This window comes from Compostibacter hankyongensis (assembly GCF_039541075.1).
Lineage (GTDB): Bacteria > Bacteroidota > Bacteroidia > Chitinophagales > Chitinophagaceae > Compostibacter > Compostibacter hankyongensis.
The window spans coordinates 741,443-761,377 of record NZ_BAABFN010000002.1 but is presented as its reverse complement, the minus strand read 5'-3'; the positions used below and the strand labels follow the sequence as shown (position 1 = coordinate 761,377).

General features: G+C 56.1%; 21 protein-coding genes and 2 tRNA genes. 8 read left to right on the top strand and 15 right to left on the bottom strand.

What is annotated here, in order from left to right; translation table 11 throughout:
- Positions 1–75 precede the first annotated feature (75 nt).
- Positions 76–150 (bottom strand) — tRNA-Pro (locus ABD851_RS07890).
- 515 nt (positions 151–665) lie between these two features.
- On the opposite strand from ABD851_RS07890, the gene ABD851_RS07885 reads away from it, so the two are divergent.
- On the top strand, positions 666–1,160 hold the full coding sequence (locus ABD851_RS07885) for a DUF892 family protein (protein WP_344977963.1): 495 nt from the start codon (positions 666–668) through the stop codon (positions 1,158–1,160).
- Positions 1,161–1,238: 78 nt separating this feature from the next.
- Here ABD851_RS07885 and ABD851_RS07880 read toward each other — a convergent pair whose 3' ends face one another.
- On the bottom strand, positions 1,239–1,532 hold the full coding sequence (locus ABD851_RS07880; protein WP_344977961.1) for a DUF6496 domain-containing protein: 294 nt from the start codon (positions 1,530–1,532) through the stop codon (positions 1,239–1,241).
- Between the two features lie 215 nt (positions 1,533–1,747).
- On the opposite strand from ABD851_RS07880, the gene ABD851_RS07875 reads away from it, so the two are divergent.
- Positions 1,748–3,097 (top strand): DEAD/DEAH box helicase, encoded by a 1,350-nt coding sequence (locus ABD851_RS07875; protein WP_344977959.1) that lies wholly within the window; start codon positions 1,748–1,750, stop codon positions 3,095–3,097.
- A 173-nt stretch (positions 3,098–3,270) separates the two neighbouring features.
- Here ABD851_RS07875 and ABD851_RS07870 read toward each other — a convergent pair whose 3' ends face one another.
- From ABD851_RS07870 to ABD851_RS07855, 4 genes are read right to left on the bottom strand one after another with little or no spacing between them, the layout of a single operon-like run.
- Complete coding sequence (locus tag ABD851_RS07870) at positions 3,271–4,134, bottom strand: lysylphosphatidylglycerol synthase transmembrane domain-containing protein (RefSeq protein WP_344977956.1); 864 nt, start codon at positions 4,132–4,134, stop codon at positions 3,271–3,273.
- The gene (locus ABD851_RS07865; protein WP_344977954.1) at positions 4,127–5,074 is read right to left on the bottom strand and encodes a glycosyltransferase family 2 protein; all 948 of its coding nucleotides are present in this window, start codon (positions 5,072–5,074) and stop codon (positions 4,127–4,129) included. Before ABD851_RS07865 ends, ABD851_RS07870 begins: the two co-directional genes overlap by 8 nt.
- 17 nt (positions 5,075–5,091) lie before the next feature.
- Positions 5,092–6,672, bottom strand: a complete 1,581-nt coding sequence (locus ABD851_RS07860; protein ID WP_344977952.1) for an ArnT family glycosyltransferase — start codon at positions 6,670–6,672, stop codon at positions 5,092–5,094.
- Positions 6,669–7,649, bottom strand: a complete 981-nt coding sequence (locus ABD851_RS07855) for an NAD-dependent epimerase/dehydratase family protein (protein ID WP_344977950.1) — start codon at positions 7,647–7,649, stop codon at positions 6,669–6,671. The genes ABD851_RS07860 and ABD851_RS07855 overlap by 4 nt, the downstream gene beginning before the upstream one ends.
- 146 nt (positions 7,650–7,795) lie before the next feature.
- Here ABD851_RS07855 and ABD851_RS07850 point away from each other — a divergent pair, with 146 nt between their 5' ends.
- From ABD851_RS07850 to ABD851_RS07840, 3 genes are read left to right on the top strand one after another with little or no spacing between them, the layout of a single operon-like run.
- Positions 7,796–8,365: an NUDIX domain-containing protein gene (locus ABD851_RS07850; protein WP_344977948.1), complete on the top strand. Its 570-nt coding sequence runs from the start codon at positions 7,796–7,798 to the stop codon at positions 8,363–8,365.
- A gap of 8 nt (positions 8,366–8,373) precedes the next feature.
- Positions 8,374–9,138 (top strand): 23S rRNA (guanosine(2251)-2'-O)-methyltransferase RlmB, encoded by a 765-nt coding sequence (gene rlmB / locus ABD851_RS07845; RefSeq protein WP_344977946.1) that lies wholly within the window; start codon positions 8,374–8,376, stop codon positions 9,136–9,138.
- 1 nt (position 9,139) lies between these two features.
- Positions 9,140–10,006, top strand: coding sequence for a hydroxymethylglutaryl-CoA lyase (locus ABD851_RS07840; RefSeq protein WP_344977944.1), 867 nt, complete (start codon positions 9,140–9,142; stop codon positions 10,004–10,006).
- 54 nt (positions 10,007–10,060) lie between these two features.
- On the opposite strand, the gene ABD851_RS07835 is transcribed toward ABD851_RS07840, so the two are convergent.
- A complete protein-coding gene (locus ABD851_RS07835; protein WP_344977941.1) occupies positions 10,061–11,311 on the bottom strand; it encodes an MFS transporter in 1,251 nt (416 codons plus the stop codon).
- A 102-nt stretch (positions 11,312–11,413) separates the two neighbouring features.
- Between ABD851_RS07835 and ABD851_RS07830 the strand changes: the two genes are divergently transcribed.
- On the top strand, positions 11,414–12,394 hold the full coding sequence (locus ABD851_RS07830; RefSeq protein ID WP_344977939.1) for a GSCFA domain-containing protein: 981 nt from the start codon (positions 11,414–11,416) through the stop codon (positions 12,392–12,394).
- 62 nt (positions 12,395–12,456) lie between these two features.
- Here the strand turns inward: ABD851_RS07830 and ABD851_RS07825 are convergent.
- Positions 12,457–12,527 (bottom strand) — tRNA-Cys (locus ABD851_RS07825).
- Between the two features lie 142 nt (positions 12,528–12,669).
- Between ABD851_RS07825 and ABD851_RS07820 the strand changes: the two genes are divergently transcribed.
- Together ABD851_RS07820 and dapF are read left to right on the top strand one after the other, a co-directional pair.
- Positions 12,670–13,545, top strand: coding sequence for a nucleoside phosphorylase (locus tag ABD851_RS07820; RefSeq protein WP_344977937.1), 876 nt, complete (start codon positions 12,670–12,672; stop codon positions 13,543–13,545).
- Between the two features lie 17 nt (positions 13,546–13,562).
- Complete coding sequence (gene dapF, locus ABD851_RS07815) at positions 13,563–14,345, top strand: diaminopimelate epimerase (protein WP_344977935.1); 783 nt, start codon at positions 13,563–13,565, stop codon at positions 14,343–14,345.
- A gap of 27 nt (positions 14,346–14,372) precedes the next feature.
- On the opposite strand, the gene ABD851_RS07810 is transcribed toward dapF, so the two are convergent.
- The 7 genes from ABD851_RS07810 to ABD851_RS07780 all read right to left on the bottom strand — a co-directional run bounded on the left by ABD851_RS07810 (position 14,373) and on the right by ABD851_RS07780 (position 19,860).
- Positions 14,373–15,365, bottom strand: coding sequence for a DUF5777 family beta-barrel protein (locus ABD851_RS07810; protein ID WP_344977933.1), 993 nt, complete (start codon positions 15,363–15,365; stop codon positions 14,373–14,375).
- A gap of 6 nt (positions 15,366–15,371) precedes the next feature.
- Positions 15,372–15,917, bottom strand: a complete 546-nt coding sequence (locus ABD851_RS07805) for a YceI family protein (protein WP_344977931.1) — start codon at positions 15,915–15,917, stop codon at positions 15,372–15,374.
- Positions 15,918–15,921: 4 nt separating this feature from the next.
- Positions 15,922–16,305 carry a hypothetical protein gene (locus ABD851_RS07800; RefSeq protein ID WP_344977929.1) on the bottom strand — a complete coding sequence of 128 codons (384 nt, stop codon included), beginning with the start codon at positions 16,303–16,305 and terminating at the stop codon, positions 15,922–15,924.
- 122 nt (positions 16,306–16,427) lie between these two features.
- Positions 16,428–16,991, bottom strand: coding sequence for a CHRD domain-containing protein (locus tag ABD851_RS07795; RefSeq protein ID WP_344977927.1), 564 nt, complete (start codon positions 16,989–16,991; stop codon positions 16,428–16,430).
- Between the two features lie 176 nt (positions 16,992–17,167).
- Positions 17,168–18,607, bottom strand: coding sequence for a porin family protein (locus ABD851_RS07790; RefSeq protein WP_344977926.1), 1,440 nt, complete (start codon positions 18,605–18,607; stop codon positions 17,168–17,170).
- Entirely contained in the window at positions 18,576–19,172 is a 597-nt protein-coding gene (locus ABD851_RS07785) for an RNA polymerase sigma factor (RefSeq protein ID WP_344977924.1), read from the bottom strand. The genes ABD851_RS07790 and ABD851_RS07785 overlap by 32 nt, the downstream gene beginning before the upstream one ends.
- A 205-nt stretch (positions 19,173–19,377) precedes the next feature.
- A complete protein-coding gene (locus ABD851_RS07780) occupies positions 19,378–19,860 on the bottom strand; it encodes a hypothetical protein (protein ID WP_344977922.1) in 483 nt (160 codons plus the stop codon).
- Between the last annotated feature and the right edge of the window lie 75 nt (positions 19,861–19,935).

The following is a 19,935-nucleotide window of genomic DNA, read 5'->3' as shown; positions in this document are numbered from 1 at the left end:
TGCTGTCCGAAAGCAAGCTTTCTACCATCCGCTCCAAATAAAAAGGCCCATGCTTCGCATGAGCCTTTCTTGCTGTCGGGGAGACTGGATTCGAACCAGCGACCACACGCCCCCCAGACGTGTACTCTAACCGGGCTGAGCTACTCCCCGAAATTTTTGTCCCGCTGGCCCTGACTTCAAGGGGGTATCTGGTGGGTCATCGGGGTGGCAAAGTTAACGGATTCATTTCATTTTGCAAATACTCATTTTCTTCCTTCCGGGAGCTCCCGGAAAAAAATTGCTGTTCTTTCCGGAACCAGGCCGATTCTTCCTTCCGGAGCGGAACGAACAGCCGCTTTTCATTGGGGGAGGGAACGGTATTGCGTAAGGGCTGCTCCTCCGGCCGGCCACCGAATTTGCGGCTTGCTGGTTGTACTTTGGCGGCAGCAGACCGGCGGGAGCCATATCCGTTACAGTGAGGCGGTATTTTCCGGACCGGGGATATTTTTCTACGTCCTTTTCCGAAAAGGGGGCCGCGGGGGCCTAAAGGGTGTCTCCCGGTTTTGTGCAGGCGGGACCGGTCTGCATGCCGGAAGCGACAGGAAAAAGCCGGCCTTGGTATAAGTTTTGGATCATTTCAGTAAGAGAAGGGGATATGCCAATAATAACCGACAAAATCATTCCCGATGAGCTATATCCGAGAAAACAAGACCGTTTATCTTTCCTTTGGCAGGAAGGCAGATTTGTCCAGGCTCTTCTTTAACCTGCTCGAAAAGACCTACTGGGCGGAGCAGGAGCTGCTGGGGGTGATTGCCGAAATGCGCTCCGTATCTTCTTCATCCGAACTCTGGGATTTCTTTGACCTGCACCACCGGCAGACCTTGGATCATATCCGCCGCCTGGAAGATATCTTTGCCCTGTGGGGCAGGCCCCCGGGCGGGAAAACCTGTTATGCCATGGAAGGGCTTCTCCGCGAGATCCGCCAGCTGATCCATGCGCCATACGACGACAATATCCGTGATATCGGGTTGTTGCTTGCTTCCCGTAAAATAGACTATTATGAAATCATCGCTTATAACACCCTCAACCGTCTTACGGCAGGGATCGACTTCGCCCGTTATAATTCCCAGGAGGATGACGCGGTCCGGAACCTCCTGAGCATGTACCGCTTTGTAAACTGAACAAAAATATATCCGCCCCTGATATCCCATTGCTGAAAAAGGGTACAGGGGCGGAATGCATCAGGCTGAAGGATAGGCTTATTTCTTGCTGCTTTTCTTTTTGACGCTGCTTTTCTTCGAAGACGATTTCTTCGACGATGCTTTCTTTGAAGATGACTTTTTTGAGGACGACTTCTTTGAAGCCGATTTTTTGGAAGATGCTTTCTTCGGGACTTTGGCGCCTTCTTCCCGCGCTTCGGACAGACCGATCGCGATAGCCTGCTTACGGCTGGTCACCTTTTTACCGCTTCCGCCGCTCTTCAGCTTGCCCTCCTTCATTTCGTGCAGGGCCTTTTCAACCTTGTCCCCGCTTTTTTTTGAATACTTTGCCATGATCAGATGGTTTAAATGGTTGTGAAACAATAGGATAAAAACAGATCAAAATGCAGGCCAATTATCCGCCGTTTTTGATTACCTTTGCAGCACTTATATGCTCACCTGTTGTGTTTTGTCCTCAAAGCTTCGTGCAGGCATGATGTGTAAGGCGGGTAAAGTGCAGGTCCCGACCAGCAGCCTTACCACCATTTCAATCACCAAAAATTAAAAATTTGTCATTCGAATCATTACAGCTTATCCCGCCGGTGCTGAAAGCGCTGGGCGATAAAGGATATTCTACACCCACACCTATCCAGCAACAAGCCATTCCGCTGATCCTTCAGCAGCGGGACGTTCTGGGCTGCGCCCAGACGGGCACCGGCAAAACGGCCGCCTTTGCGATACCGCTGCTGCAGCTGCTCCACCAGGAAAGGGCATCCGCTGCCAAAGGTCCCCGGCGCATAAAGGCGCTTATCCTGACGCCTACCCGGGAACTCGCCATCCAGATCGATGAAAGCTTTGCGGCCTACGGGCGATATCTCGATCTGAAGCACCTCGTTATTTTCGGAGGCGTATCCCAGCATGCCCAGACCCAGGCGCTGAAAAGAGGCGTGGATATCCTGGTGGCCACACCGGGACGGTTGCTGGACCTGATCAACCAGCAATATATCAGCCTGCGCGACGTTGGATTCTTTGTACTGGATGAAGCCGACCGTATGCTGGACATGGGCTTTGTGCATGATGTCAAGCGCGTGATCGCCCAGCTGCCGGACCAGCGGCAGACCCTGCTTTTTTCGGCCACCATGCCTCCGGAGATCCAGAAGCTGGCCGGCGCCATACTGGACCATCCCGTTAAGGTGGAGGTTACCCCCGTATCCTCGACCGCAGAAAGCATCAGCCAGGCTGTTTATTTTGTGCAGAAACAGGATAAAAAGCATCTGCTGCTTCACCTGCTTAAAGACCAGCAGGAGATCGAAACGGTATTGGTGTTTACCCGTACCAAACACGGGGCGGACAAGGTGGTAAAAGATCTGAACCGGTCAGGTATCACGGCGGAAGCTATTCATGGAAACAAGTCCCAGCAAGCCCGTCAGCGTGCGCTGAATAACTTTAAAGCGCGGAAGACGCGGGTGCTGGTGGCCACCGATATCGCCGCCCGGGGCATCGACATCGACGAGCTGACCCACGTCATCAATTTTGAGCTTCCCAACGTGCCCGAAACATATGTGCACCGTATCGGCCGGACAGGCCGGGCAGGGGCCAGCGGCACAGCCTTTTCTTTCTGCGATGGAGAGGAAAGGGCTTATCTGCGGGATATCCACAAGCTCATTTCCCGTAACATCCCCGTGGTGGAAACCCATCCCTATCATGACGACGGCGTGATAAATGCTTCCCAGCAGCCGGTACCGCAGCAGCCCTCCCGCGGGCATCATGGAAGACCGGCAGGAGGTCACGGAAATTCAGCCGGAGGTAACGGAAGATCTGCCGGAAGCAACGGCAGCGCAACAGGAAGCAACAGACCGGGAGGCGGGAACCGCCAGGGCTGGAAAAGACGCCGCAGCGACCGGCAGGCCGCCCGGTAGGCAGACGCCCTGTTTGGGCCGTACCCTTCCATGAGATAATGATGGCCTCTTGTCCCGCCCGTTAAAAATGTCATCCGGGCCGCTTGGGTTGTTTGTGGAAACTTCCCCTTCCCTGTAAAGACGGAGAATGCAGCGTTGGCTTGAGCCGGGCAGCGATAACAAATCTTATTTATTCAGGAGGATGCGTTGTCGCCATTCCTTGCGCTTATAAACCCGCCGGCCAGGGAGCTAACGGCAGTCAGCAGGAAGAAAAGCAGGCTCACGGCAATGGCCTGCGCCGGCACTGCGCCCAGCAGCGGAGCCCCGGCCATAAAAACCAGCTCCCGGGCGCCCATGCCGCCGATGGTAAAAGGAATCACCGCAGCAATCGAACTGCTGAGGAACAGCAGCAGGTAAGGCAACAGCGGCCCATGAATATGCAGCGCTTTCATCAGGCAGATCATAGCAGTCAGCTGCAGTCCCTGCACCAGCCCGGAGATTAGGGTGGTCCTGGGCAGCACCTCGAAATACCGGGCCAAAAAACGGCGCAGCAGCGCGGCAAACAACACCATCCCCAGCAGGTAGGCTACGGGCAGCAGCCAGGCCGGAAAAGGCAACAGTCCCTGAGGCAGGAGCCCGCTGCCGGCGATCAGCACGATCAGCAGCCCCAGCACAATCAGTCCGTTGACCCGGTCCAGCAGCGTAGCGGTGAGCAGCTCCCTTACCGGCTTGTGATAACGGCGGAACAGATAATGGATCTTGTACCCGTCGCCCCCGATGCCGCCGGGCAGGAACAGGTTATAAAACATGCCCCTGTAATACAGCCGCAGGTTGAGATAAAAGCCGGGAAACAACTCCAGCGCGCCATAGAAATATTGCAGCCGCCAGGCGCTCGCCCACTGGGATGCATTGTAAAAGAGCAGGGCAGGCAGCAGCCATATCCCGTCTGCAGACAATAGTAACGTCGCCGTCTGCCGCCATTGCACCTTCCGGAAGGTGAGGTAGAGGGCCGCCGCCGTAACTACTATCTTCAGCGTCCATTTCAGCCATTTATTCATTGAGTGCGGCATTACCGGTGAGGACCGCCTTGATCCTGTAGTTTTCCTTAGACTGCGATTCGTAATAAATGCGCATCAGGATCTCTGCCAGGAAGCCGAAAAGGATGATCTGCAGGCCTCCGAGCAGCAGGATGACGCCCAGGATCAGCAGGGGCCGGTCTCCGATACGGTTGCCCATCAGTTTCAGGATCAGCAGGTAGGCGTTGATCACCAGGCCCACGAGGAACATGAGCATGCCTGCCGGTCCGAAGAAATGCATGGGGCGGGGAAAATACCGCTGGAAGAAAACAACGAACAGCAGGTCGCTCACCACCCGGATGGTTCGGCCCAGCCCGTATTTCGACTCGCCGTAGAGCCGCGGATGATGCCGGACCGCTACTTCGGTCATGCGTGCGCCCTGCATGGCCGCCAGCACGGGGATGAACCGGTGCAGCTCTCCGTACAGCCCGAGGTTTTTTGCGATATCCTTCCGGAATATTTTTAACGTACAGCCGTAATCGTGAAGGCGAACGCCGGTCATGCGCCGGATCAGGAAGTTGGCGATGCGGCTGGGTATCTTACGGAGCAGCAGCCCGTCTTTCCGGTTCAGCCGCTGCCCGGCTACCACGTCCCAGTTTTCAGCGAGGGCCTTTTCATAGAGCATGGGGATATCCCCCGGATCGTTTTGCAGGTCGCCGTCCAGCGTGACGATATATTCGCCCTGCGCTTCCCGGATGCCGGCCGCCATAGCGGTGGTCTGCCCGTAGTTTTTTTGCAGCACAACCAGCTTTACCTTGTCATAGAGATGTTCCCGGGCCAGGGCTACTGTCTGGTCCCGCGAGCCGTCGTCTACCAGCACCAGTTCATAATCCTGGCCGGCCATCGCCGTTTTTACCCGCTCCAGCAGCAGCACCACATTTTCGGCTTCGTTAAACAAGGTGATCACAACGGAAAGCTTCATGGCTTTGTTTTTTAAGATCAATATTTTTCCTTTCCTCCATAGATCACCGCAGTATGCGAGTTGAATATCTCGTGGTCCTTTCTGATCAGCTGCAGTTCAGGCAGGCTGTCCAGCGGAGCCCCGTGACCGGTATCGCTGATGATCAGCCCGTCCGGATGCTGCCGGATAAAGCTTCTTATACTATCCGTTTCATCGGTAACGGTCACGGGATAACGGGTATAGAAAAGGAAGGCATTGTTAAAGGACTTGTAGACCATTACCGGCCGGGCGCCATCCTGCAGCAGCGCTTCGGCTTTTCGCATGGGCGTCTGCGCATCCAGCAAGGGATAGGGCCAGGCAAACAGCAGCAGCGTGTTCAGCATATATCCGCCCGCCACAGCGGTCAGGCTTTTGCCCGTATCGCCGCGGCGGTAGCGGTACAGGGCCAGCAGCACACCGGCAGGAAAGCATAAAAAGCAGAGAGCGATCCAGCCAAAAGCGGATAGCTCCGGCAGCGAGCGGGTCCAGAAATAGATGCCCACGGGTATGGCCAGACTGAAGACAAGCAGAATAATCAGCTCCGGCAGCAGTTTTCTCCGAAGCTCGCCCGGAGCCGTGATCTTTGAAAGATAGTGTCCGCTGAGCAGGGCCAGAAAAGGATAACAGGGGGTAGTATAATTGATCAGCTTGGTGCGGGAAAGCATGTAGAAACCGACCACACAACAAAGGGCGATCAGGGCAAACAGCAGCAGGTCGTTTTCTTTCCGCAGCTTCCAGCTGTGCCGCAGGATGCGGAAGATAAAAACGGAAAAAGGGAGCATGCCCAGGAGCACAAAGAGTAACGTAAGCAGGAAGATGCCGCCGTGACCGCCCGTAGGATCGCTGAAGCGACCGATATTGTGCTCAAAGAAAAATCCTTTTGTCCAGGCTCCCCCGGTTTTCCGGTGCACCAGGAGATACCAGGGAGCGGCCACAACCAGGATGAGCAGCAGTCCCCACCAGGGCTGCAGCCGTTTGATCACCTTCCAGCTGAATTGCTTTTTGAACAGCAGGAACAGGAAGATAGTCAGCCCCGGCAGGGCGATGCCTACGGGACCTTTGGCCAGCATGGCCAGCCCCAGGAAGAAATACAGGCCGATCCACCAGCTTCGCCGGCGGGAAAGCCATCCTTCGATAAAGCAATAGAGCGAGAGGGTATGGCAAAGGATAAGATAAGGGTCGGGCGTAGCCAGGCGAAACTGGACAATGGTATGGACGGAGGCCAGCAACGTGAGCGCAGACCACCAGGCTGCCCGCTCTCCGGCATATTTCCGTGCCAGCAGGAAGGTAAATATCACCACCAGCAGACCACAGAGCGCGGAAAAGAACCTGGCGCTTCCTTCGCTGATGCCGCCGGCCGCAAAAGCGGTCATCATGGCGAAATATTCCAGCGCAGGCTTGTCGGTGCGCAGCTCTCCGTTGAAAACCGGCACAACGGGATTCCCGTTTTCATACATCTCCCGGGCGCATTCGGCGTTTCGCGCTTCGGCCACCTGGTAGACGCTGGTGCCCCCCAGCCGGAGAAAGAAAAGCAGTATTCCCGCCGCTATCAACAGCGGAAGCCTGGTCTGCGCCTTCATGGATGAAGGTTTGTGGGGTTAGCGGAAGTCTTCTTCCATTCGAGAAATGCGGCTATGCCTTCCCGAAAGGAGATGCCGGGATTATAATGCAGCTCCTGCCGGGCCAGCGACAGATCGGCCCAGGTCTTTCTGACATCCCCGGGCTGTTCTCCGGTATGACGGATGTTTGCCCTGCACTGCATGCTTTCGCTCAGTACTGTCACCATTTCCTGCAGGGACAAGGGCCGCCCGCTGCCGATGTTAAAGACGGCGTAGGGGTTTTTGTCATACTGCATTGCCGCTTCAATGCCCGTCACGATATCGTCGATATAGGTATAGTCCCGCGCCGTTGATCCGTCACCGTATAGTGTTATCTCCTGTCCCTGGCTGAGGCGGTTGTAGAATTTGTGGATGGCCAGATCGGGGCGCTGCCGCGGTCCGTATACGGTAAAAAACCGCAGGGCGATAAACCGTATCGCATACAGATGCGCGTATACGGCGCCGATCTCTTCCCCCGCCAGCTTGCTGGCCCCGTAGGGACTGATGGGACGCAGTCCCGTATCGCTTTCCTTCCAGGGTTGTTTTGGATTGTCGCCGTACACGCTGCTCGAAGAGCCAAAGATAAAACGGGATATGGCTTTCCGCCGGGCCAGCTCCAGGAGATGGAGGGTGCCGGAGACGTTGGTGCGATAATACGCTTCCGGCATCTCCAGGCTGGGCCGTACGCCGGCCTTGGCCGCCAGGTGTACGATGATATCGACCTTGCCGTCGCCCGTAGCGGCATCGAGCATGTCCGGCGTAAGCGCCAGTATATCTTCCCGGAGCAGCCTGAAGTTGGGATGGTTGGATACCCCGCTGAGATTATGTTCCTTGTCTGAGGCGGGATAGAAATCGTCGAAGTTGTCCACGCAGATCACGCGGTATCCGCCGGCCAGCAGCCGCTCGGTAAGGTGACCGCCGATAAAGCCGGCTCCTCCGGTTAGTAGTACGGTATTCATATGTGCTGTATGTTCCGGATGATCACCGGAGCAAAGCATAATCCCGGCGCCGGAAGCGGTAATATCCTTTTTCCGCGGGAGGCGGGGTTTATGGAGAGGCAAAGATACAACAAAGAAAAAGGGGAAAAAAGCAGTTACTTTGCAATATGCAGGATAAGGATACCATCAACCCCTGGCAGGTTCTCGGCAGTCGTCAGCAATACGACAACCCCTGGATCACGGTCGCCGAACACCAGGTCATTAATCCCGGAGGCGGACGCGGTATTTATGGAACGGTACATTTTAAGAACCGGGCCATCGGTATCGTAGCGATGGATGATCAGGGCCACATCTTCCTTGTAGGGCAATACCGTTTTCCCCTGGAGCGCTACAGCTGGGAGATCCCCGAGGGCGGAGGCCCGCTCGAAGAGGCCGATCCCCTGGAATCGGCCAAACGTGAGCTGCTGGAGGAGACCGGGCTGAAGGCCGCCCGCTGGGACCGGTTACTGGAGCTGCATCTTTCCAATTCAGTAAGCGACGAATACGGGCTCATCTACCTGGCCAGGGAGCTGACGCGGCACCAGGCGCAGCCGGAAGAAACGGAGCAGCTGACCCTGAAAAGACTTCCCTTTTCAGCCGCCTACCGGATGCTGGAAGAAGGAGAGATCACGGATTCGCTGACGGTGTCGGCTTTGCTCAAAGTGAAGATTATGATACTCGAGGGACAATTATTATGACATACGGCATGCAAAAACGGAAGCCGGCACTGATCATCGGCCGTCAGCCGGTTATGGAAGCCCTCAGAAGCGGGCAGCTTATCGAACGGATCTTCCTGCAGCGGAATGCCGGCGGGCCCGCCGTGCAGGAGCTGCTGCAGCTGGCGGATGAGCAGCAGGTACCGGTAAACCGGGTGCCGGCAGAGAAACTCAACAGCATGAGCGGCGCTTACCGTCGCCCCGGCACGGTAAATCATCAGGGCTGTATCGCCATCGGCGGGCTGGTCCGTTATCTCGACCTGCAGGACGTGATCTCGCATGTGGTGGAGCAGGGCAAGGTTCCGTTGTTTCTCCTGCTGGACGCCATTACGGATGTGCGCAACATCGGCGCCATAGCGCGCAGCGCGGTATGTTGCGGCGCCCAGGCGCTCATCCTGCCCGATAAGGGGGTAGCGCCGCTTAATGAAGAGGCGGTGAAGTCTTCTGCCGGGGCTTTTGCAAAGATAGCCGTATGCCGGGTGGACAGTCTTCTGAAAGCGGTGGACCTCCTGCATCTCAACGGCATAAGCGTGGCCGCGAGCGAAATGAAGGCGGACGCTCCGTTGCATAAATGCGATCTTCGGATGCCGGTGGCCGTGATCATGGGATCGGAGGACAAAGGCGTACATCCGTCCCTGTTAAAGGCTACCGATATCGTCTTTAAGATACCCATGGCCGGGGACTTTGAATCGTTCAATGTGTCCGTAGCGGCGGGAATTATCCTGTACGAAGCCATGAAGCAAAGAATGGAATAACATGCCGGATAACACCATAAAGCTGATCGAATGCCCGCGGGACGCTATGCAGGGATGGCCCCATCCCATATCCACGGCGCAAAAAACAGCGTATATCCGTTCTTTGCTGACCGTAGGGTTTGATACCCTTGACTTTGGCAGCTTTGTGTCTCCGAAAGCCATTCCCCAGATGGCGGATACCGGTGAGGTCATTGCCGGGCTGGATACCGGCGTCTCCCGTTCACGGCTGCTCGCCATCGTCGCCAACGTCCGGGGGGCGGAGGAAGCCCTGAAATACGAGGCGGTTCACTTTCTGGGATTCCCCTTCTCTATCTCCGAAACCTTTCAGCGCCGCAATGCCAACAGCACCATTGCCGAGGCCATGGAGCGGGTTATTCGCATCCGGGAGCTTTGCCGGGAGCACGGCAGGCAGCTGGTGATCTATATCTCCATGGGCTTTGGAAATCCTTACGGCGATCCTTATGACCGGGGAAAGGTCATTGATCGGGTGCAGCAGCTTGTTGCTGCCGGCATAAGCATCATTTCTCTGGCCGACACGGTAGGCGTCGCCGATCCCGGAACGATCGCCTGGCTTTTTGGCCAGCTGATCCCCGCTTTCCCCGGCGTGGAATTCGGCGCCCATCTGCATGCGCGTCCGGATGGCTGGGAGGAAAAGATATCGGCGGCCTGGGAACAGGGCTGCCGCCGTTTTGATACGGCGCTGGGCGGCATCGGCGGCTGTCCCATGGCCGGCGACGAGCTGGTCGGCAACATGGCGACCGAGCGGCTGGTCCGCTATTGCGAAAAGCATCATATCGTCCATAACCTGGACACGGCTGCCCTGGAAAAAGCCAGCGACCTGGCGTCGCAGCTTTTCCGCATTCCATAAAACTTCCCCAGGGTGTTCCGGAAGAACTTCCCTTCCGGGTATCCCGCGCGAACTTCAATAACCACCCGCCCCGGGAGGGCTTTTGGGTTTCCGAAAAAGCGTTACGAAAACGATCCATCCCGCCACGGTGCATACCGCAGCGGAGAGAATGGGAAGGTTGATGTTGATGCCGGTGATAAAACCGGCGATGATGGGCGGTCCTGCCATGGCCAGCGCCTGCATGGACTGGCGCATGCCCAGGATGCTGCCCTGCTCTTCAGACGGCACCTGCATGGAAATGATGGCGGTAAGATTGGGCGTGGTAATACCGCTGAACAGGGCGATAAAAGGCACGATCACATAGATCCACCAGGACCGGGCAGGCCACAGCAGAAAGGGAAAGACTATGGCCAGCAGCAGGATGGTCCAGGCGACGATGCTTTCGGAAGAAAAGCGTTTGTTCAGCGGCCGCATGAACAGGCCCTGCGTCAGCACCAGCCACAGGCCGATATAGCCGAAGAGGTTGGCGATATCGGTGGGAGAGAAGCTGAACTTTCCGATCAGGAATACCTGGAAGAACTGCGTAAAAAAATCGAAGCCGAAAGTGACCAGAAAGACGGTGAGAAAAATGGCCCGGAGCCGTTTTTGCGCGAAAGCGTTGCGGATATTCCGCATCCCCGTCAGCAGGCTGACCTTCCGGGTTTTCCGCTGCTGCAGGGTTTCCGGAAAGAACAGGATGAGCACGAACATGTTCACCACACCCAGCCCCGCGGCAAACCAGTACGGGGTAGCCAGGTTGAACCAGGATATTATAGCAGGATTGGCCAGCACGCCGCCGATAAAAGGACCCAGGATAAAGCCGAGGCCAAAGCTCATACCGATCAGCCCGAAATTTTTTGCCCGGTTTTCTTCATCCGTGATGTCGGCGATGGCGGCATAGGCGATGGAAATGTTACCGCCGGTAAAACCATCGAGCAGGCGGCTGAAAAAGCACAACAGGATATCCTGCCGCGCGATGCCTTCTGCAAAAAGGAGATAGCCCGCCGCCGTGCCGGCCAGCGAGAGCAGCAGTATCTTCCGGCGTCCGTGCCGGTCGGCCAGCGCACCCAGCACCGGGGCGCCGAAAAACTGGGCGAGGGAATAAATGCCCAACAGAAAGCCCAGCACAATAGCGCGGGCTCCCGTTCCATAGTCCGGCGGAAGCATACCCTCCCCGGGCGTCAGCAGCAGGGGGGCCGCGATGGGGATAACGATACCCAGACCCAGCAGGTCCAGGAATACGGTGAGCATGATCGGAAATAAGGGACGTGCTTTCTGTGGCTTCATATATCCGGGTGGAAGGCAAAGAAACAAAAAAAGCCGCAGTACTCCGCTACCGGTTCCGCGAATAAATGCGGTAAAAGTTTTAATTTTAGGATTCTTTTTATCATGGATTTCCGCCTTACCTTTCCCGTTGCACCGCTGCTGCCCCCGCTGAGCTACCGCCATAAGCTGTTGCTGAGCGGTTCCTGCTTTACGGAGGAGATCGGTCATCTGCTGACCCGTTATAAATTCGATGTAATCCTGAACCCGCACGGTATCCTGTACAATCCGATCAGCATCCTCACCGGTCTGCAGGCCTGTTTGTCCGGCCGGAGGTATACGCAGCAGGATCTCTTCCGGCACGAAGGCTTATGGCACAGCTGGGACCATCACGGGGTCTTTTCCGGTCCCGATCCGGCGCAATGCCTGGAGCAGATCAACCGCGCCTGCCATGAGGGGGAGCGTCGGCTGAAAGAGGCCGACTGGCTGATGCTGACCTTCGGGAGCGCACAGGTGTATGCCCGCCGGGAAGACGGCCGTATTGCGGGCAACTGTCATAAGGTGCCCGCCACTCATTTTACGCGGCGCATGCTGTCGGTACAGGAAATTGTCTCTGCCCTCGATAATTTCATCCATCCGTTGTTTTCGGTGAATCCGCGGGTGAAAATACTTTTTACCGTCAGCCCGGTACGCTATGCCCGCGAGGGCGTCGTGGAAAACCAGGTCAGCAAGTCTACCCTTTTGCTGGCGGTTCATCATCTTGTCGGCAAATTCGACCGGCTGTATTATTTCCCGGCTTATGAGCTGGTGATCGATGATCTCCGGGATTACCGTTTTTATAAGGATGACCTGGTACACCCCAATGAGACGGCTATCCGGTATGTATGGGAAAAATTCTCAGAACAGGGTATGGATGCGGAAAGCCGGCTCCTCATCGCTGAAGTGGAAAAGCTGCGGCTGGCCATGCAGCATCGTCCCCTGCATGCCGGTACGGAGGCGCATGTCCGCTTCCTCGAAACGCATTCCCGGAAAGCGGCGCAGCTGGCCGGTCAGTATCCCGGGCTGGATTTCAGTAAGGAAATGGATTATTTCAGCGCTGTAAACTAAAAAACAGCTGGTTACCAGCTGTTTTACGATTTTGTTCTTATCCCGGGCGGACCCGGTGTAAGAGGTGCTGAGCGGATTCGAACCGCTGTATAAGGTTTTGCAGACCTCTGCCTAGCCACTCGGCCACAGCACCTTTTTTGGGAAGGCAAATGTAGTGTTTTTTCCGTAAAACAAGCAAGGATTACCGTACCCTCCTCAGGAATACGCGTGTTTCCGGGTGAGGGTCTGTTTTTTCAGTTAATTTCCTGTAGGTTTGCTCCGTCAAATCACCGGTTATGACCGTCCTTGCCGCATCCGAAATGATCCTGAACGAACGCGGCGCAGTGTATCACCTGAACCTGCGACCGGAAGAGCTGGCTCCCCTTGTGATTACCGTTGGCGATCCGGACAGAGTAAAGGAAGTGTCTGCGCATTTTGACAGGGTGGAATGGCAAACCGCTCACCGCGAGTTTGTCACCCATACCGGGTATATCGGACCGCAACGTATATCCGTAGTGTCTACCGGCATCGGTACCGACAATATCGATATCGTGCTCACCGAGCTCGATGCGCTGGTGAATATCGACCTTGAGGAGCGTCGGGTGAAAAAGCAGCATACTGCGCTGAAGATCATCCGTATGGGAACCTGCGGCGGGCTGCAGCCCGATATCCCTACGGACGGCCTTGTGGTCTCGGTCTTCGGTATCGGTATGGACAATCTGCTGCACTTTTATCGCCGGGAAACACCGCCGGAAGAGCAGCGGCTGCTGGACGCCTTTACTACCCATGTCAGCGCCGGCAATGCAGTGCATCCCTATATCGCCGGTGCGGACAGCGGATTGCTGGAGCGGTTCGGGGAAAAGGATTTTATTCCCGGCATCACGGTCACCTGTCCTGGTTTTTACGGCCCGCAGGGACGGCGTATCCGTGCAGTCCCGGCTTTCCCTGACCTGCAGGAGCAGCTTTGCTCCTTCGTTCATGAAGGGCGCCGCATCACCAATTTCGAAATGGAAACGGCGGGTATCTACGGGATGGGAAGATTGCTGGGTCATGCCTGTCTTTCGATCAGCACCGTAGTGGCCAACCGGAGCTCCGGTACTTTCAGCGCCGACGGCAGAAAAGCGGTAAAGCGGATGATCGAGCGTTCGCTGGCCGTTCTGCCGGGCATTTAAAACACAAATTTTTGAGTATGCAGATCCATTTTTATAAATACCAGGGCGCCGGCAACGACTTTGTGGTGCTGGACAACCGCGAAGGCATCTACGACGGGCTTTCCACGGCGCAGATCCATTTTTTATGCGACCGCCGTTTCGGTATCGGGGCAGACGGTCTTATGATGCTGAACCCGCATACGGAAGGCGATTTCGAAATGCGGTATTTTAATGCCGACGGCCGGGAAGGCAGCATGTGCGGAAACGGCGGACGATGCCTGGTGGCCTTTGCCCGCCACCGGGAGCTTATCGGAACATCTACCCGCTTTTATGCCGTGGACGGCTGGCACGAGGCCCATATACAGGACGATGGCTGGGTAAGCCTGAAAATGCAGGATGTCGGCGAAGTGGAGCGCAGCGGCGATGACTTTGTCCTCGATACCGGTTCCCCGCACTATGTAAGGTTTGTGCCTGATGTGGATGCGGTGGATGTGTGGAGATCCGGGCGGGATATCCGGTATAACGAGCGGTTTTCCGGGGAAGGTATCAACGTGAATTTTGTACAGCGTACGGACGGAGGACTGAAGATACGGACCTACGAACGCGGCGTGGAAGCGGAAACGCTGGCCTGCGGCACAGGGGTGACCGCCGCCGCTATTGCGGCCGCCGGAGATCAGCCCGGTTCCCACGCCGTAGCGGTGAATGCCCGGGGAGGCCGGCTCGAGGTCCGTTACCGGCAGACGGATGAACAGCATTTTACAGACGTCTGGCTTTGCGGGCCGGCCGCTTACGTCTTTGAAGGCAATATTCCGGTGGAATAACGGTGCCGGGTAAACGCCGTTAAGACGCTATTTCCCGTATCCCGTCCCTTCCTTCCTGCTTTGCCGGGGAGAGAGGCTGAACGTGCGGGAGATATTGAACCCCCAGCGGAAGCCTCCATGCGTCCAGGAACGGGTGGTATAGGGTATAAACTGGTTTTCCAGCAGGGCGGTGGAGTTGGTAAAGTTGATGTGAAAAACATGCCCTCCCGTTTCGATCTCCCAGCCTATGGCCAGGGGCGGGTAAAACGTGATATCCTGCTGTTTGAAATAGTCCCGGCTTTCCCGGCTGCGGAAAGGCAGGAAGCAGTCCATGATAATAGCCATATGTCGTGTGAATTTTATCCTTCCGCCGAGTCCCAGTGAAAAAAGATTGTTCATATCCCCAAAGGCCACCAGGTTGCGCCTGGAATAGGTGGGCAGCACCGCCAGCGAAAAATTGTCGCTGAACTTGCGGGCAATGATCGCCTGCCCGGTAAAGCTCCACCGGTCGCCGAAATCGCTGAAGCTGATGTCGGAGGTAGGGTCGTCGAGCGCGGCCCGGGAAGAAATCACCGCGTTGGAAAAGAGGGTGATGGCAAGGGGAACCTTGTTGTCCGTGGTCTGCTGCAGCAGCCGGAATTTGAGGCTGCCTTCCCAGAGCTGTGTCTCCGAGTTGAAACCAATGGCGGTGGCGCGGGCTTCCGGAGCGCCCTTGGCCCTGGCAAGACCCGCCGTCAGGCGGTCGCTGATGCCGTACTCCAGCTGGATCTTTATGTCGGTGGAATTATCGAGACCAAAAAATGTTTTGATGCCTCCGTATTTACCGGCGATGTCGTCGAAGCGGTGAGATATATTGACCACCAGGTCTTGCCGGTGCAGCGTTTCGTTGGATTGTCCGTTTACAATATGATCCGACTTAAAAGTGGCCGTTACCGGCTGGGGCTGCTGCAGCGAATCGCCGGAAAAAAGCCGGCTCAGGGATTCCTGGGCGGCTACCGGGGCAGATATGACCGGTAGCAGTAGAAAAAAGAGGTACTTCATAGCGGATTATGTTTTTTTATACAGGGCATGGACCTTTACGGCAACCACTTCTGCGATGTTGTTAAAAAGCAGACGCGGGATGGTTATCTTATGATCTGTCAGGCGTACCTTGAAGGCGGCATCGATGGTGATCTGCCCGTTCTTTACCGTCATCGTTCCCGTTTCCCGGTAGGTTTTGTTAACGCCGTGGATGGAAAGCTGTCCTTCCACGGTCACCGTATGGCTTCCTTCGGCGGAGATATTTTCGGCATCTGCAAAGCGGCCGTTGAACTCAGCATAGGGGTAACGGTCGCTTTCCAGATAGTCTTCGTTGAAATGCTCCTGCATCAGCTGTTTCCTGAACCGGAAGCTTTTAACAGGTACCTTGAAATAGATGGTCTTCCGGCTGGTGTCCAGGGCCGAGAGGCCTTGTTCGGTCCGGGCTTCGATATCTTCGATAGGGGCAGATGAAAAAAAGGAGACCTGCGCATTTTTGCAGACAAATACATCCTGACCGGTAGCTGCGCCGGCGACGCCCAGGCTTAACAGTCCTGCCAATAATAACTTTTTCATAAGCTTAGTTTTCCGGTGCGCAGTTGCCGATCCAGATATTCAGGGAATCCCGGATGCTTTTCGGCAGGGGGGCATTGCCCTGTGGCATGTCTGCGTGGTCCTGTATGACCCGGATGTTGAATGCCCCGGTATAGGGACGCAGGCCGGCATAGGTTCTGAAATCACCCGGGGAAATGCCGCCGTTGCCGTTGTGACAACTGGAGGTGCAGTAGGTGCGGATGATATTTTTTACATAGTTTTCGTAGGTCACGTGTTGGTCGGGGAAGCGGGGGGTGCAGTCGCTTCCGTTTCCGGTTTCCGCCGGTTTCTCGGCTGTCTTGGTACAGCCCCAGTATAGGGAAACGGCGGTCAGCAGCAGGGCTGCCACGGCTAAGGTTTTCTTTTGCATAACAGTGGTTGTTTGTGTGTGCAGTCCGGGGTGGCTCCGTGCAGCGGGTTTTCTGTGGGGCGGGTCCTCCGGGCCCTGCCATCCCGGCCGCGCCGGGATGGCATGCCGAAGGAATAGCAGGTTTAATACGAATAGCCCCCGCCGCCGCCATTATCAGGGGGAGGCGTGGTGGTGCCCCCGGTAGCGGATTTTTTCTTTAACGGGAAAATGATTTCCCCGCCGGGATATTTGGCCGTATGGATCTGGCCGTACAGCTTGCCCGCTTCGAGATCCTGTATCCAGGCATCGTCTGTCAGCGTGGCCGATCCTGAAAAGGTGCCGCTGGCATCGGTAGGGAAGTCGCCTTCTTCGAAATGTATGATAATGGATCCATCGCCCTTATGGATATGAAAGCCGCCTATGGTACCGGTAAGCCCGCTCCATTGGAAGGTATAGGACAGCTTTTTGGTAGCCGGGTCATACGTGGCGCTTGCCGTGCCGGTAGCGGTGGTTTCCACAGATGAGGAGGAGGGTTCGGCCGTACTTTCAAACGTTTCCTTGCTCGGGGCCGGAGGGGTATCGCTATCCTTGTTGCAGGCGCTGAAGAACAGTGCGCCGCTCAGGGCGAGACAGCTGAAAAGGGCCGGGACCAGGGCTGCCGACGGACGGGCTGCTGTCTTAAGGGATGTAATGCATGATCGTTTCATGGCTTTGTTTTTTTAAGGGTGAAATGATAACTGAATAGCGCGCAGGCGGCCTGTCTGCCGGCGTGAGCACAGCAGTCCCTCCTGACGTCACCGGCGGGTGACAGTCCGCACATTACGCAATGCGTCTGATAAATGGTTGTTTGGCTTTTTACGCCGCCCTGCAGGATTTGCGGCGTTTAAAATCCGTATTTTAAAGAGACGAGAATACCTGTTCCGGTCAGCCGCACCTTTCCGTATCCTATGCCGCCCATGGGTATTTTTACATACGGCGCTGCCTGTAAGGAAAGGCGCTTCCAGCGGTATTCGTATCCCATGGATAAGTTGACTATGGAAAACAGGTGCCGGTTTTGGTTATAGATGCTCCATTCCCGGCTCCGGGTTATCCCGTCTGTTTTATAGTTATAGGTATAATCTTCTTTTTTCATCCAGAATGAAGAAAGGCCGGCGCTGGCATACAGACGACTGTTGCTTTTCTGCAGGAAGTCGTATTGTATGTTCAATGGCAGGTCCAGGACCGTACAGTTGGCGTCCACGCTGCTGAGCGGATATCCCGGAAGCGTAGGCGGGTGATAATCTTCCGGCCTTGAGGAATAGATCTTGGTGGCGGCCAGCAGACCTGTTTCCACGGACCAGCGCCGCGAGAAACGGTACTGCAGGGTCAGGCCCGCATTGACGCCGGGGGCATGGCCGCTCTTGCCGTGGATAAAGCCCATATCAGGGCCGGCGGTCAATCCTATCTGCCATCTGGGCGCTTTATATCCTGCTGCTTTCTTTCTCGCGTTGCCGTGTACAGCCCCGCTATCTTCTGATAAAGCGTCGGGGAGGCTTTTCCTTTGCCCCGGCGTTTCGGTGTCCCCGGTAAGTCCCCTTTCCGCATCTCCGGCAGCTTGCGCGGCGGCGGGAACCGTGTTCTTTCCGGCGGCCGGGAGCGCGGCATGGCCTTCAACGCCCTGATCCGCGGCCGGGGAAACGGCGTTATCCGGAGTACGCTGCGCTGCAACCTGGGATGCCGTATGGTTTGCCCTGCCGGACCGGGGGAGCGGCGCACCGGATACGCCGGCTGCGGCATTGTCTGATCCTCCGGACCCGGGCAGCCCGGTCCTTCCGGAGAGACCGGAAGCCTCCCGGGCAGGCTTCCCGGCTGCTTCTCCTGCAACATCTCCGGGGGCATCCTCGGCAATCCTCTCTTGTCCCCCGGCATCCGGCTGTTGCCTTCCGGTGCCTGTCTGCTGTCCCCCGGCGCCCGTTTGCTGTTCTCCGGCATTTGTTTGCTGTCCGTCGGCATTTGGCTGATGCAGTCCTCCGGTCGTTGCGGATGCTCCGGCTTCCCCGGAACTTCCGGCGGCGCTATGGAGGTCCGGTCCCGCAGCCACTTTGTTTTCCTGCTGCCGGCCCGGCATCTGCCAGAGCAGCACGGCCACGGACAATAGCAGCAGCAGCGCTATCCATCCGTATTTCAGGAAACGGTTTTTGTTTTCCTTCCCGGGAGGCTTGTCCAGACGCTGTGCAAACCTGTCCCAGGCATCCGGTTCGGGAGGGGGTTCATACTGCGCTGCCGCTTCCCGGAATAACCGGTCCAACTCCTCATCGCTCATATTTGGCGGCGATTTCTTCATGCGTATTTTTTAACAGGTGGCGTAAATGAAGTCTCGCCTTGGACAGGTTCGACTTTGAGGTTCCTACCGAGATGCCCAGTATGGCGGCGACTTCCTCGTGGGAAAACCCGTCGATAACAAAAAGGTTGAACACAGCCCGGTAAGCCGGGCTCAGCTGCTGGACCACCCCGATCAGCTCTGCATAGGTCATACGGTTCAACGGGTCTCCCTGCTCATACACCGCCTCTTTGCCTTCCTGCAGCTCATATTCATGTTCCTGTGCATGGTGTCTGGCGGAGCGGTAATAATCGATGGCGGTATGGATCATGATCTTCCTGATCCAGGTAACCAGGGAACTGGGCAGCCGGTTTTCGTCCTCAGGATAAGAGAAGCGGGGCAGGCCTCGGAATACTTTCAGAAAGCCGTCGTTCAGGATTTCCAGGGCATCTTCATAATGCCGGGCATACCGCATGCAAATGCTCATGCCATACCCGTAAAACCGGTTATACAGCTCCTTCTGACTCGCCCGTTGCTCCCGCTTGCACCCTTCCAGGATAATCCGCAGGTTATGATCAGCAGGTATCACTCATTTAGTTTTCATCTGTTAAGATATGTTTTTAATGATCATCCCGCCTTAGGCGGGAACATATCAACATATCCGGTGCGATCCGCCTTTGGTGGATTGCCATGCTCGGTTTCCTGCATGATAATCCGTAATGCATCAGTAATAGCGGAACTGAAGGCATAAAGGTTGCCCGGGAAAGAAAAAAACAGGGGAAGTAAGCGGCAGGTTACTGGCGCTGCAGGGTATAGATAATGGAAGCCTGCTGGCCCTCCACGTCTACCGCAGCCTTCCAGGTCATCATATTGCCTTCCAGCGAAGCGATGTTTACCCGGTAACCGGTTGCAATGTCTTTAGGCTTCACGCCCTGTTCCATTTTTTTGAACTGGAACTGGCCGCCTTCCACCGACCATATGATCTGCTGGGTAACGGCGTTACAACCCGGATTGGCCTGCAGGGTATACGATCCGTCGCCATTTACCTTGAGGTTCCAGCTGCTGCCTTTGAAACAGGGGTACGCCGCTTCATCGAACAGGGTGACTTTGGATCCGTCGGGTATGCCTTCGAAGCGGATATCCGAGATCACCCAGTTGCCGGTAAGGGATCGCATAGTGATGCCGGAATTGCCGGTGGTGCCCATCTGTGTAGCGCAGGAGCTGAAGATGACGGCGGTAACGAGGGCGGCGGAGATAAGATGCAGGGCTTTTTTCATCGTCTGGTTTTTTTATGAGGACAGGGCATAGGGATCATGCCTGTTTTCCGATTAAAAGTAAGGGATTTTTGGCAT